Consider the following 12,857-nt stretch of genomic DNA (forward strand, 5'->3'; position numbering starts at 1 on the left):
TCCTGACAAGCATCAGTTCGCACTGTACGTCCCCACCTGTTGGCTTATGTTATGCGCAACACAGACCCCAGAGGAGGCACCACATCATGTCAGAGACCATGCGCGCAATTGAAATCACCAAACCCGGCGGACCCGAAGTTCTGCAACCGGTCGAACGTCCAATCCCTCAGCCCGCCCATGGCCAGGTCGTGATCAAGGTCGCCTATGCCGGTGTGAACCGCCCCGACGCGCTGCAACGCGCAGGCATGTACGCCCCACCCCCAACAGCCAGCGACCTGCCTGGGCTTGAGGCCTCGGGCGAGATTTCCGCGATCGGCGAAGGTGTTTCAGGCCTGTCAGTCGGTGATAAAGTCTGTGCCTTGCTGCCCGGCGGTGGCTATGGGGAATATGTGGCCACGCCTGCGGCGCATTGCCTGCCGGTGCCCAAAGGCATGAGCATGAAAGAAGCCGCCTGCCTGCCCGAGACCTTCTTTACCGTCTGGTCCAACGTCTTCATGCGCGGTGGGCTCAAGGCGGGCGAACGGTTCTTGGTACACGGTGGGTCCTCCGGTATCGGCACAACGGCCATCCAGTTGGCCCGTGAATTCGGCGCGCGTGTGTTTGCGACAGCCGGAACCGACAGTAAATGCGACGCCTGTGCAAAACTGGGGGCCGAGGCTGCGATTAACTATCGTGACACTGATTTCGTGGACGTGTTGAAAGCCGAAGGCGGTGCCGACCTGATCCTTGATATGGTGGGTGGTGATTACATCCCGCGCAATTTGCAAGCGCTCGCCGAAGATGGCCGCTTGGTTCAGATCGCATTTCTCAGCGGTCCCAAGGTCGAGGTGAACTTTGCTACCCTTATGACCCGCCGCTTGACCATGACAGGCAGCACCCTGCGCCCGCAAAGCGACCTTGCCAAAGCTCGGATCGCTGACCAGCTGCGCGAACATGTCTGGCCGCTGTTGGACGCAGGCAAAATCTCGCCCGTGATGGACAGCGAATATGCGTTCGAACAGGCTAGCGATGCCCATGCGCGGATGGAAACCAGCGGGCATATCGGCAAAATTGTTCTGAAGGTGAACGGGTAAGTAAGCGCCGCTTACGCGCCGCTGCCTCCGGCGGGGATATTTAAGAGCCAGAGAAGACAAGCGGTCCTGCCCTTCTCTGGCTTTTTCAATATCCCCGCCGGAGGCAATCGCTCGCAGAGCGATAGTGTTTACCTGATTGGCGTGAATAACGCGTCATCTAGCGTGCAGTCTTTGATCACGTCACGCCCGCAGGGTACCGGGGCCAGTGTCTTGGACAGACATATCCGGACTTCTTGGATGTAGCGGCTTTTGCAGGTCACCGTAACGCCGTTCGCCGACAGTGCTGGATTAGCTTTTAGAAACGCGGCCTCAACCACTGACGCGGGCAGGGTGATATCATTGGTGAGCTTTCTAAACACGGCGGGACGTTCGATAACTTCATACGCTGCGCGCGACGTAGCGTAGTAATCGGTCGCCGACAGGCCCGTACAGCTACCGTGTTTTTTCCACTGATGCCATGCAAGGCCGGGGGTGCCCATAACATCGGCCATTTCGGCGGTCATGCTGCGCGACGGGGGGCGCTGTACTGTGTGGCAATATGACGGGTAACCGCGATGAAATTGCGGCCACAGCCCGTGCATGATCCATCCATGATCTTCGCGGCTATCGCATTGGGGGGAGCGGCGTGCATCGCCTTCTAGCGCACACCAGTTTGGTGACCAGCTGAGCGCGAGCACGTAATAGTCGAACTGCCCTGCTATTTCCCCTTTTGCCATCCCATCGCGGGGGACAAGCGTAAGAAGTGTTGCAAGGCACAGGATCAGCAAACGCATTGGGGTCTTTCCTTATTCAGCTTGGATCATTATATAAGCTGTAAGTTCCCCCACAATGGAAACCGTTCTGCCCCGGCAGGACAGCCAATTTCAGGCGACGGGGAAGGTGTGTTTTAAGGAGAGACCGACATGGCAAAACCAATTATGGCCCGCGCGACTGCCGTTTGGCTGGTGGACAACACGACCCTTAGCTTTAAGCAGATTGCGGATTTCGTTGAGATGCACGAGCTGGAAGTTCAAGGCATTGCTGATGGCGATGTGGCCCAAGGGGTCAAGGGGTTTGATCCGGTTGCCAACAACCAGCTGACCGAGGAAGAAATCGAGAAAGCCCAAGCCAACCCGCTGCACAAGCTTGCGCTAAAATACAACGCGGCCGCCCAGGGCGAAGAGAAGCGTCGCGGCCCACGCTATACGCCATTGTCCAAGCGTCAGGATCGGCCCGCGTCGATTTACTGGCTGGTCAAGTTCCACCCGGAATTGTCTGATGGCCAAATCAGTAAATTGGTCGGTACAACCAAGCCGACAATCCAGGCCATCCGCGAGAGGACGCATTGGAACATCGCAAATATTCAACCGATTGACCCTGTGGCGCTTGGCCTGTGTAAACAGTCCGAGCTTGACGCTGCTGTTCAAAAAGCCGCTGCCAAGAAAGCGGCCGAAGGCGGGTTGATGAGCGACGACGAGCGTCGCCGTCTTGTGAGCACGGAACAATCGCTTGGCATGGACCCGGAATCCAAGATCCCATCTGCCATCGAGGGCCTTGAGACGTTCACCTTGTCCGGCAACCCTGCAGAGGAAGACGAGACCGACAGCGGCGATTACTCCGACGCCGACAGCTTCTTTAAATTGCCAGAAGGTGGTGCTGACGACAGCGCCGAAGACGACAGCAAGTAAGTCGACAGACATCAACCACTTTGCTGTCATCACGACAAAGTGGAACAAAAGTGACCAAAGGAATGTTGGGTAATGGGCGGTGGGGTTATCCCCTCCGCCCAATGATGTTTCGATAGGTCAGAAAAGGACCAAGTCAGATGCTTTTGTTGAAAATGTTGTTCTGGTTTGGTGCCGCTTTCCTGTTTCTGTCAAGCATCCTGCCCTTTAGCAAAATAGCCCATGGTGCCGTGCGCGGCATTGCCTTCCCCCGAGAGCAGTTTTTTGTCCTGAGCCTGACGATGATATTGCTGTCGTTTTTCGTTCTTGACCCGCAGCCAAGGGTTTGGGCGATTTGCGCGCTGGGCATCGCGGCGGCCATCCATGTTGGATATATTGCGAAATTCACACCGATCTGGACCAAGCAATCGGTAGGCGCAACGCAAGCCGAGCTGGCGGACAAAGACACGCATGTCACGCTGATTGCCGCTAATGTGAAGCAATCAAACCGTGATTATCAGCGGCTCGTTGATCTAATCAAAGAAGAACAACCAGACATTGCCACCGCACTTGAAGTCGATGAGGCTTGGGTGGATGCGCTTTATGACGCGTTAAAGGACGACTACGCGCATTGGGTCAAAGTCCCTAAAAGCAACTCTTACGGCGTTGTTTTGATGTCTAACCTGCCGCTATCTCAGACGCAGGTGCGCGAGCTGTTGGTGGACGATGTGCCGTCTATCCGCACGCGGGTGCAGACCAAATCGGGCCAGAACTGGCGGCTGTATATCATTCACCCCGAACCACCCGTGCCCAACCACGATACCAAAGGGCGCGATGGTGAGATCGCGATGATGGGGATCGAGGCGGGCAAAGACGACCTGCCTGTTGTCGTTACGGGCGATTTGAACGACGTGGCATGGTCCGCGCCAACGCGCCGGTTTCAACGGCTGTCCGGTCTGCTGGATCCGCGTGTCGGTCGGGGATTTTACAACACATTTCATGCAGGTATTCCGCTGCTGCGCTGGCCGCTGGACCATCTGTTCCACAGCCCCGAATTTCGTCTGATCCGCATGGATCGGTTGCGCCACATCGGGTCTGACCACTTTCCGATTTTATTCTCGCTCGCTTTGACCGGCAGCAAAAAGGCGAACTCAACGCCGGAGCCAAGTGACGCCGACGAACGGGAAGAGGTTAAAGAGATCGTAGAAGAAGAACGTCAAAAAGACAGAGAGGCGATCGGCACGGATTGGGAAAACGATTAAGCCGAACACCAAGAGAATGTGACCGCACGACCGCGTGGAGTAATGAATATTCGCCGGTGATAATTTGGGTCTTGCACGAATCTTAAAACACGCTAGATGCGCGTTCACAGACGCCAACGCACGCGCAGCTGGCTGGTCAGATTGTTCTGATTTTCCCGCGTTTATGCAGCGACGGTAACGTCTCTTAAAACGACAGTTTGGGGTGCTCCCGCCCCGCCTTGCTCTTTGGAGATGACCATGACCGCTTCCACCACTGCCGCCCTATCCGTGTCCGCACCGTCCAACTTTGACGAAGCCGCCGATTACATCTGGAACAACAGCTTTGACAAACCGACCCTTGTGGTCAGCCGTGCGCGCGTTGGCGAACAATATGATGCCCTAAACGCGGGTCTTGGTACGGCGAACATCCACTATGCCGTCAAAGCGAACCCCGCGCCGGAAATCATCCGCCTTTTGGTTGAACGGGGCTCGGGCTTTGATGCAGCATCGCGTCAGGAAATCGAACTGTGTCTATCCCAAGGGGCGGATCCTGCCAAAATCTCGTTCGGGAATACCATCAAACGCGGCGTTGATATCGCATTTGCCCACTCCATCGGCGTAACGCTTTTTGCTGCCGATTGCGAGGCTGAACTAGACAAAATCGCAACCCATGCCCCCGGCGCACGGGTTTATCTCCGCTTGATCGTTGAAAACTCACTGGCTGACTGGCCGCTAACCCGCAAGTTTGGCTGCGCTGACACGTTGCTGCCGTCCCTGCTTGATTATGCCAAGTCCGTGGGGTTGGTGCCTTATGGCCTGTCGTTTCACGTGGGGTCGCAAACCCGCAAGGCAGAATACTGGAACCCGGTTCTGGATCAGGTCGCGCCGCTGTGGCACGCAGCCAAGGCCGCCGGTCACGACCTGCAACTGCTGAACATCGGCGGTGGTTTCCCGGCCTATCATGGTGATCCGGTTGACGCGCCCCGTGGTTATGCAGCCGCCGTTATGACGGCTGTCAAAGAACGCTTTGACGACGTCCCATATGTAATGGCCGAACCGGGGCGCGGCATGGTTGCCGAGGCGGGTCATATCGCCGCCGAAGTCATGCTGGTGTCGCGCAAATCGACCCAGGCATTGCGCCGTTGGGTGTATCTGGACATCGGCCGTTTTTCCGGTTTGGCCGAAACCGAAGGCGAGGCTATCCGCTATGAATTTGTCACAGCGCACGATGGCGGCGCTGTGGGTCCTTGCGTGCTGGCGGGGCCGTCTTGCGATTCTGCAGATATTCTATATGAAAAGAACCCTGTTGATTTGCCGCTTGAACTTCGCGATGGTGACAAAATCATGATCAAGAATTGTGGTGCCTATACCAGCTCGTACAGCTCGGTCGGCTTTAATGGATTTCCGCCGCTTGATGTGTTGGTTCTGTAAAGAACACAAAACGTCGCGCGGGAAGGACCGCCTGCTTTGGGAGGAGCAGGCGGTCTCATTATTTCTGGCGGGCCGATAGCTGCAAGAATGGCGTTATTTTACTGCAAAGTCTTGACTTCCCCGGCCCCAAAAGGTGTACCTGCCACGAACAATTTCAGCCCTAGGAAGGGACCCGCCATGCACGCATATCGCAGCCATACATGCGCCGATCTGGACAAATCAAACGTAGGCGACAAGGTGCGCCTGTCAGGTTGGGTACACCGCGTGCGCGATCACGGCGGCATCCTGTTTATCGATTTGCGTGACCATTACGGCATGACCCAAGTGTTGTGCGACCCTGATTCTGCGGCCTTTGCCGACGTGGAAAAAGTACGCTCCGAATGGTGCATTCGCATCGATGGCGAAGTCAAAGCGCGTGCCGATGATCTGGTGAACTCCAAAATCCCCACCGGCGAGATCGAAGTTTTCGTGCGCGAGATCGAAGTTTTGGGCGCGTCGAAAGAACTGCCCTTGCAGGTCTTTGGTGATCAGGAATACCCCGAAGAAACACGCCTGCGCTATCGTTACCTCGATCTGCGTCGCGAAAAGATGCAGGAAAATATGGTTCTGCGGTCTGATGTGGTTTCCTCGATCCGCCGCCGCATGTGGGACCGCGAGTTCAAAGAATTCCAGACGCCGATCATCACCGCATCGTCCCCCGAAGGCGCGCGCGATTTCCTTGTGCCGTCGCGTTTGCACCCCGGCAAATTCTACGCGCTGCCCCAAGCGCCGCAGCAGTTCAAACAGCTGTTGATGGTGTCCGGCTTTGACAAATACTTCCAGATCGCGCCGTGTTTCCGCGACGAAGACCCGCGCGCCGACCGGTCGCCCACAGATTTCTATCAGCTCGACCTTGAGATGTCGTTCGTCGAGCAACAAGACGTGTTCGACACGATCCAGCCCGTGTTGACTGGTATTTTCGAAGAGTTCGGCGGCGGTAAATCCGTTGATCAGGAGTGGCCGCAGATTTCCTATAAGGACGCAGCGCTGTGGTATGGATCGGACAAGCCCGACCTGCGCAACCCGATCAAGATGCAAGTGGTATCCGAACACTTCGCCGGATCAGGCTTTGCGATTTTCGCCAAGCTGCTAGAGCAGGAAGGCACGCAAATTCGCGCAATTCCGGCCCCGACAGGTGGCTCGCGCAAGTTCTGTGACCGCATGAACGCCTTCGCGCAAAAAGAAGGGCTGCCCGGCATGGGCTACATCTTCTGGCGTGAGAAAACCGCTGACAGCGTTGCGCAAGAGCTGGGTATTCCAGTGAAAGAAGCCCAAGCCAAGCTGAAATCCGGCGAGGTCGAAGGCGGCATGGAAGCGGCAGGCCCGCTGGCCAAAAACATCGGCCCAGAGCGTACCGAAGCAATCCGCCAGCAGCTTGGCCTGTCGGTCGGTGATGCGGCGTTCTTCCTTGGTGGCAAGCCCAAGGCGTTTGAAGGTGTCGCAGGGCGCGCGCGCAATGTGATCGGCTCTGAACTGGGCCTGACGGATGAAAACCGCTTTGCCTTTGCATGGATCGTCGATTTCCCGATCTACGAAAAAGACGAAGAATCCGGCAAGATCGACTTTGAACACAACCCGTTCTCGATGCCCCAAGGTGGCATGGATGCGCTGATGGGCGACCCGCTCGAAGTGCTTGGCTATCAGTACGACTTGGCCTGTAACGGCTATGAACTGGTGTCCGGCGCGATCCGGAACCACAAGCCAGAGATCATGTTCAAGGCGTTCGAGATCGCAGGCTACGGCAAGGACGAAGTCGAAAAGCGGTTCGGCGGTATGGTCAATGCATTCCAATATGGTGCCCCGCCCCACGGTGGCTGCGCGGCTGGGATCGACCGCATCGTGATGCTGCTGGCCGAAGAGGCCAACATTCGCGAGGTGATCCTGTTCCCGATGAACCAGCGCGCAGAAGACCTGATGATGAACGCGCCAAACGACCCGATGCCCGATCAATTGATGGAGCTTGGCCTACGGGTGATCCCGCAAGACTAAGCAAGCAACATAGACCTGAAAAGACCCGCCACTGGATTTCCGGTGGCGGTTTTTTTGTGCGGTTATCGGGTGCCTATTGGCGGTTCGCCTTCCCCGCGCAGACGCGAAATCCGACATGATCACGAGGCTGAGCGCAAAGTGCGAAGGATGATCTAGAACAATGCACTTGCCATCTGAACGGCGCTATCAGATGTATCGCCGCCGATGCGGGCTTGGATGAATGCCAGTCCGACAATGACCACCCCAATTATATCAGCGGTCAAAACAACCCAGTCCGTGCGGGTTTCTTCGAGGTACAGGCGGCATGCCGCTTTGACCTTGATCAGCATTTGTGGGGCTCCTTTCATACCAAGCGGGTTAAGCACGTCCAATGCTGCGAGGGCTTTGTGTCCAAACTTTGGTTAGAGTAAGGGCCGGGCCTGACAAGACGTGCGAATTTTACAGGCTTGGCCTTGGGATCGGTTGGTCCTAACGTGACGCTTATGAATGATAATGTGCCCAACTCTGCGCCCCTCGGCTTTGCCGTGCCGGATTTTACCAGCCCGCCCTTGCCACCACGCAAAGGAATGGTGGGAGAATACGTAAAATTGGAGCCACTTACCGCCCATACCCATGCGGCTGTCCTGTTCAATGCGTTCGAAGGGCAGGATCAGTTGTGGCACTATATGTATGATGGGCCGTTTTCATCTGCCTCCCAGTTTCACCGCTGGGCACGCGAAACCGAGACACATGATGACCCGTTTTTTTATGCGATCAAGAATCTGGAAACAGGGCGTTGGGAAGGCGTTGCAAGTTATCTGCGCATTGCCCCTGATGCTGGCTCGATCGAGGTGGGATCGATTACCTTTAGCCCAGCACTGCAACGCACGCGTGCCGCGACCGAGGCGATGTATCTGATGATGGCATGGGCGTTTGAGGCGGGGTATCGGCGCTATGAATGGAAGTGCAATGTGCTGAACATGCCATCGCGCCGGGCTGCGCAACGTTTGGGCTTTAGCTACGAGGGCATTTTTCGCCAAGCGGCTGTCGTGAAAGGGCGCAACCGGGACACGGCGTGGTTTGCGGCCATCGATACGGAATGGCCCGGCCTGAAGGAGGCCTTTGGCACATGGCTTGCACCTGCCAATTTCACCGCAGATGGCCAGCAACGAGAAAGCCTGTCGGACCTGACCCGACTGGTGCGCGTGGCAAGCGACCCGGCCATCTAAGGCTGTCCGATTTAGATGGCGATGCGCTGCGACAGGCGGTTCTGGACCAGCCCCGCAATGGTGGCACGTTCGGTTTCCGCCGGTTGACCCAATGCGCGTTTTTCAGCCAGAGCAAGGGCAGCCTTTTCCAACGGGGTGTCAGATGCACTACGTGCCACACCGCCCAGAAACTGTGCGACATAATCCAGCGCCACTGAATCGCCGCTTTCGTCCAGCACATCAGCGATATGGGCCATGTCGTCCTGATAGGCGATTTCATCGGGTTCGACCGTCTCATCGACCAGGGCGCGCACCCCCTTTGGCTGGCGGTCCGGCGGCAGGACTGAAAGAACGATTTGTTGAAACTGGGCTAATGAGGTCAACGGCTTTTCGATGAACCCGTCTGCACCTGCAGCAATCGCATCGGCGGCCAGATGTGTATCACCGGAAATGGCCAGAATCGCATCAACACGTTGCTGGGCGCGGGACAGTTCCTTGATCAGGTCAATGCCGTCGCCGTCAGGCAGACCCAGATCGGCAATCACCACCGAAGGGCGGTAAACTTGCAAATGGCGCCGTGCGGCACGCATGCAATCGGCCCGTCTGATCCGCGCGCCGGAACGCAGGCAAAGCAGACGCATTGCCTCGCACGCGTAACGGCTGTCTTCGATGACCAATACTGTCAGCCCCAACAAGGGTCGTTCTGCCGTCGGGCTAGGAAGAGTGTCGGTCTGAAGGCCCAGTTTATCCATTTCATATTTCTCCTAACTGTCCCCACGACCCTGATGGCACTATGGTTAGGGTTGCTTGGCTAATACGACGTTAACGTGACGCATTGCTCTTGGACCCAACCCGGCCCATAAACTGTCAATCTTTAGGAACGCAGGAGAAGTAAGATGATCGGCCGTCTCAACCACGTAGCAATTGCTGTACCAGATTTGGAAGCCGCCGCAGACCAGTACCGCAATGCGCTTGGTGCCAATGTCGGTCCTGCGCAGGACGAACCTGATCATGGCGTCACTGTGATCTTCATTGAGCTGCCAAACACCAAGATTGAACTGCTCTATCCGCTGGGTGACGACAGCCCGATCAACGGATTTCTGGAAAAGAACCCTGCTGGCGGGATTCATCACATCTGTTACGAGGTCGATGATATCATCGCGGCGCGTGACCACCTCAAGGCAACCGGCGCACGCGTTCTGGGCAATGGCGAACCCAAGATCGGCGCCCATGGAAAACCGGTTATATTCCTGCACCCCAAAGACTTTAACGGTGCCTTGGTCGAGCTGGAGCAGGTGTAACCATGGGTGTCACATCAGCCCTCGTTCTGTTTGCCGTTATCTGGTCCATGATCTTTATGATTGCGCTGCCCATTCGGGTGAAGACCCAAGGGGATTTGGGCGACGTTGTGGAAGGCACGCACGCGGGCGCGCCTGAACATCACCACCTCAAGAAAAAGGCGTGGTGGACGACGGGCATCACGCTGGTGCTCTGGACATTCACAGTCTGGTTCATCCTATCCGGGATCGTCACCGTGGCGGATATTGAATACTGGTTGCATGGGGATCCGACGCCAATCGGTGGAACAGATGGGTAAAGGTCGCAGCACCTAAGATCGGGATAACAAGGTTCAGCAGGGGGACGGACAGCGGCATCGCCATCAAAACCCCTGCGGCCCAGATCGTAGCCATATGCCGGCGTCTGAGTTTTTTGGCCTCGACCCGCCCGACACGCCGGATGGCGGCAAGCGTGAAATATTCACGACCAAGCAAAAACCCGTTTACGGCCCAAAAGATTAGCGGCGCAAGCGGGGCAAAGAGGATGTAAAATATCAGCGCGATCAGGTTCACCCCGATCAGCACGCCCAAGAAGTTTACCGTATCGCGCAGGGCTTCTCCGACCGGTACGTGATGTGCCGGGGGTAGATGCGGGTAATGCTCGGCCTCGACGGCATCGGCCACGTCATCCAGAAACATCGACGTGATTGCCGATGCGACGGGGATCATCAAAAAGACTGACAGCCCCATCAGCAGCAACCCGGCACCCCAGCTGAACAGATCATCCAGCCATGTAACCTCGCCCAACAGCGGAACCGAGGTCATGTCGCCTGTCAGCCATCCGACGAACCAGACAAAGGCTGCGGCGATGCCGATCAGCAAAAGCAGTGTCAGCCCAATGCCTTTGACCAATACCCCCCGAAAACGCGGGTCGGTCAGTTGGCCAAGGGCAAGGCCAACCGCCTGAAATATCTGCGTCATAGCCATGTGGTTAATGCAGTAACGTCGGGACGTGGGCGTTCTGGAGGGGCAGAGGTTTCGGCACCGATATGGATAATCCCGGCGATACGTTCGTTTTCAGCCAACCCAAAGCCCTGTTCCATAAACTCACGGTCGTGGCTGACCCACCCGCTAAGCCAGTTCGCGCCCCAACCCGCAGCAAGTGCCGCGTTAGTCAGGGCAAGGCACACGGCACCGGCGGAATAGGTCTGTTCAAGCGGGGGCACCTTGGGCGACGGTTTCTGCACCTCAACCACGACCACGGCGAGGTGGCCCTGATCAAACTGGCTGCGGCCTTTTGTAACCTGCATAGGGTCGAGGTTTAGCGCCTCACCGCGGGCCTGCGCGATATCTGCAAGGCGGCCCATCGCGGGCTTGTCGATCACGATAAAGCGCCACGGTTCAAGCTTACCATGATCAGGGGTGCGCGCAGCCGCGGTTAGCAGGGGTAGCAAGGTCTCGCGGTCGGGTACGGGTGTGGTCAGTGTCTTGGCCGGGCGGGACCGGCGGGTTTGCAGAAAATGCAGCGCTTCTGGGTTGGGTGTCGGCATGGGCGTCTCTCACATAGGTTCAATCTTGCGTTATGCATCAAGGGCATAGCACAGGACGGCGTAAAATTTGGGGCTGGGCTGGCGGTTATGAATATACTCCGCTTGCGGATCTGGCGCGATGGTATCACGGTCTGCATAGGCTGCAATGGTGGCGTGACCACAGAACGGGACATGGGTAACTAGATAGGTAGCCTCGGCAGTCAGTACCAGCGTACTGAGCAAAGTTTTCGTGAGTATATACCTGGTCGTGAGTGCCCGATAGGGATGCCAAGCCAGCGGATTGCCCGCGTGCCCCTATCAGGACACGCGTAAATCTGTGCTTCTCGACGCTAAGACGTTTAGCCGACCATCCCGACGATCTCGTAAGTTTTCTTGAGGATCGGCGCGGTGATTTCCCGCGCTTGTGTCGCGCCATGGGCAAGGATGCGGTCAATCTCGGCGGTGTCGGCCATCAGTTCGGCCATGCGGGTGCTGATCGGTGACATCTTAGCCACGGCCAGCTCGGCCAACAGGGGTTTAAAGCTGCCGAACTGCTGCCCGCCCACATCGGCCAGTACCTGTTCAACCGTTTGATCGTTCAACGCGGCATAGATGTTCACAAGGTTGCGTGCCTCTGGCCGGTCCTTGAGGCCTTCAACCTCGGAGGGCAGTGCATCAGGGTCCGTTTTGGCCTTGCGGATTTTCTTGGCGATTGCATCGGCGTCGTCGGTCAGATTGATCCGGCTGGCATCGGACGGGTCAGATTTTGACATTTTCTTGGATCCATCGCGCAAGGACATGACGCGGGTCGCCGCCCCTTCGATCACGGGTTCGGTCAACGGGAAAAAATCAACGCCGTAGTCATGGTTGAACTTGGTGGCGATGTCGCGGGTCAGTTCCAGATGCTGTTTCTGGTCTTCGCCCACCGGCACATGGGTGGCGTGGTAAATCAGAATGTCGGCTGCCATCAGCGCAGGGTAAGCAAACAGGCCCAGCGATGCGGCCTCGGCGTTTTTGCCGGCCTTGTCTTTCCACTGTGTCATGCGCCCCATCCAACCCATGCGGGCCACGCAATTAAAGATCCACGCAAGCTGCGCGTGTTCGGGCACTTGGGATTGGTTGATCAGAATGGATTTTGCCGGATCGATCCCTGCTGCGATAAAACCCGCAGCCAGCTCGCGCGTGTTGTGACGCAAGGTGGCGGGGTCTTGGAATTTCGCGGTGATCGCGTGCAGGTCCACCATGCAATAGACGGTCTGAAACGACCCTTCGTCCTGCATGTCGACAAAACGCTTCATCGCGCCCAGATAATTGCCGAGCGTCAGACCACCGGACGGCTGGATGCCCGAGAACACGCGCGGGGTAAATTGGGTGTCGGTCATGGCAACGCTCCGATAAAGCTGGAAAAGACGGCACGATGGGCTTACCCATGCGCACCAACCCCGTCA

Annotated in this window: 15 protein-coding genes; 8 read left to right on the forward strand and 7 right to left on the reverse strand. The window is 57.1% G+C overall.

The features are described from left to right. Window positions 1-86: 86 nt before the first annotated feature. On the forward strand, window positions 87-1,073 hold the full coding sequence (locus BM347_RS11640) for an NAD(P)H-quinone oxidoreductase (protein ID WP_093916667.1): 987 nt from the start codon (window positions 87-89) through the stop codon (window positions 1,071-1,073). A 128-nt stretch (window positions 1,074-1,201) separates the two neighbouring features. Here the strand turns inward: BM347_RS11640 and BM347_RS11645 are convergent, their stop codons facing one another. Further along, the gene (locus BM347_RS11645) at window positions 1,202-1,846 is read right to left on the reverse strand and encodes a ribonuclease T2 family protein (protein WP_093916668.1); all 645 of its coding nucleotides are present in this window, start codon (window positions 1,844-1,846) and stop codon (window positions 1,202-1,204) included. Between the two features lie 129 nt (window positions 1,847-1,975). On the opposite strand from BM347_RS11645, the gene BM347_RS11650 reads away from it, so the two are divergent. The 4 genes from BM347_RS11650 (at window position 1,976) to aspS (ending at window position 7,416) form a co-directional block, all read left to right on the forward strand. Next, window positions 1,976-2,740: a DUF1013 domain-containing protein gene (locus tag BM347_RS11650; RefSeq protein ID WP_093916669.1), complete on the forward strand. Its 765-nt coding sequence runs from the start codon at window positions 1,976-1,978 to the stop codon at window positions 2,738-2,740. A gap of 137 nt (window positions 2,741-2,877) precedes the next feature. Beyond that, window positions 2,878-3,978: an endonuclease/exonuclease/phosphatase family protein gene (locus BM347_RS11655; RefSeq protein WP_093916670.1), complete on the forward strand. Its 1,101-nt coding sequence runs from the start codon at window positions 2,878-2,880 to the stop codon at window positions 3,976-3,978. 231 nt (window positions 3,979-4,209) lie between these two features. Continuing rightward, window positions 4,210-5,388 carry a type III PLP-dependent enzyme gene (locus BM347_RS11660; RefSeq protein ID WP_093916671.1) on the forward strand — a complete coding sequence of 393 codons (1,179 nt, stop codon included), beginning with the start codon at window positions 4,210-4,212 and terminating at the stop codon, window positions 5,386-5,388. A 177-nt stretch (window positions 5,389-5,565) separates the two neighbouring features. Then, window positions 5,566-7,416 carry an aspartate--tRNA ligase gene (gene aspS, locus BM347_RS11665; protein ID WP_093916672.1) on the forward strand — a complete coding sequence of 617 codons (1,851 nt, stop codon included), beginning with the start codon at window positions 5,566-5,568 and terminating at the stop codon, window positions 7,414-7,416. Window positions 7,417-7,568: 152 nt separating this feature from the next. On the opposite strand, the gene BM347_RS17590 is transcribed toward aspS, so the two are convergent. Continuing rightward, on the reverse strand, window positions 7,569-7,763 hold the full coding sequence (locus BM347_RS17590) for a hypothetical protein (protein ID WP_175498552.1): 195 nt from the start codon (window positions 7,761-7,763) through the stop codon (window positions 7,569-7,571). Between the two features lie 135 nt (window positions 7,764-7,898). Between BM347_RS17590 and BM347_RS11670 the strand changes: the two genes are divergently transcribed. Then, the gene (locus BM347_RS11670) at window positions 7,899-8,624 is read left to right on the forward strand and encodes a GNAT family N-acetyltransferase (RefSeq protein WP_093917040.1); all 726 of its coding nucleotides are present in this window, start codon (window positions 7,899-7,901) and stop codon (window positions 8,622-8,624) included. An 11-nt stretch (window positions 8,625-8,635) separates the two neighbouring features. Here the strand turns inward: BM347_RS11670 and BM347_RS11675 are convergent, their stop codons facing one another. Next, window positions 8,636-9,355, reverse strand: coding sequence for a response regulator (locus tag BM347_RS11675; protein ID WP_093916673.1), 720 nt, complete (start codon window positions 9,353-9,355; stop codon window positions 8,636-8,638). Window positions 9,356-9,499: 144 nt separating this feature from the next. On the opposite strand from BM347_RS11675, the gene mce reads away from it, so the two are divergent. Then, a complete protein-coding gene (gene mce, locus BM347_RS11680) occupies window positions 9,500-9,904 on the forward strand; it encodes a methylmalonyl-CoA epimerase (RefSeq protein ID WP_093916674.1) in 405 nt (134 codons plus the stop codon). A gap of 2 nt (window positions 9,905-9,906) precedes the next feature. After that, complete coding sequence (locus BM347_RS11685; protein ID WP_093916675.1) at window positions 9,907-10,200, forward strand: DUF1467 family protein; 294 nt, start codon at window positions 9,907-9,909, stop codon at window positions 10,198-10,200. Here BM347_RS11685 and BM347_RS11690 read toward each other — a convergent pair. From BM347_RS11690 to trpS, 4 genes are all read right to left on the reverse strand, one after another. Continuing rightward, window positions 10,133-10,867: an EI24 domain-containing protein gene (locus BM347_RS11690; RefSeq protein WP_093916676.1), complete on the reverse strand. Its 735-nt coding sequence runs from the start codon at window positions 10,865-10,867 to the stop codon at window positions 10,133-10,135. The two genes, BM347_RS11685 and BM347_RS11690, sit on opposite strands and share 68 nt — an antisense overlap. Beyond that, window positions 10,858-11,430 carry a nitroreductase family protein gene (locus tag BM347_RS11695; RefSeq protein WP_093916677.1) on the reverse strand — a complete coding sequence of 191 codons (573 nt, stop codon included), beginning with the start codon at window positions 11,428-11,430 and terminating at the stop codon, window positions 10,858-10,860. Before BM347_RS11695 ends, BM347_RS11690 begins: the two co-directional genes overlap by 10 nt. A gap of 30 nt (window positions 11,431-11,460) precedes the next feature. Continuing rightward, window positions 11,461-11,652, reverse strand: a complete 192-nt coding sequence (locus BM347_RS17595) for a hypothetical protein (protein WP_175498553.1) — start codon at window positions 11,650-11,652, stop codon at window positions 11,461-11,463. Between the two features lie 116 nt (window positions 11,653-11,768). Further along, on the reverse strand, window positions 11,769-12,791 hold the full coding sequence (gene trpS, locus BM347_RS11700) for a tryptophan--tRNA ligase (protein WP_093916678.1): 1,023 nt from the start codon (window positions 12,789-12,791) through the stop codon (window positions 11,769-11,771). Window positions 12,792-12,857 lie beyond the last annotated feature (66 nt).

It is taken from the genome of Sulfitobacter marinus (assembly GCF_900116285.1).
Lineage (GTDB): Bacteria > Pseudomonadota > Alphaproteobacteria > Rhodobacterales > Rhodobacteraceae > Sulfitobacter > Sulfitobacter marinus.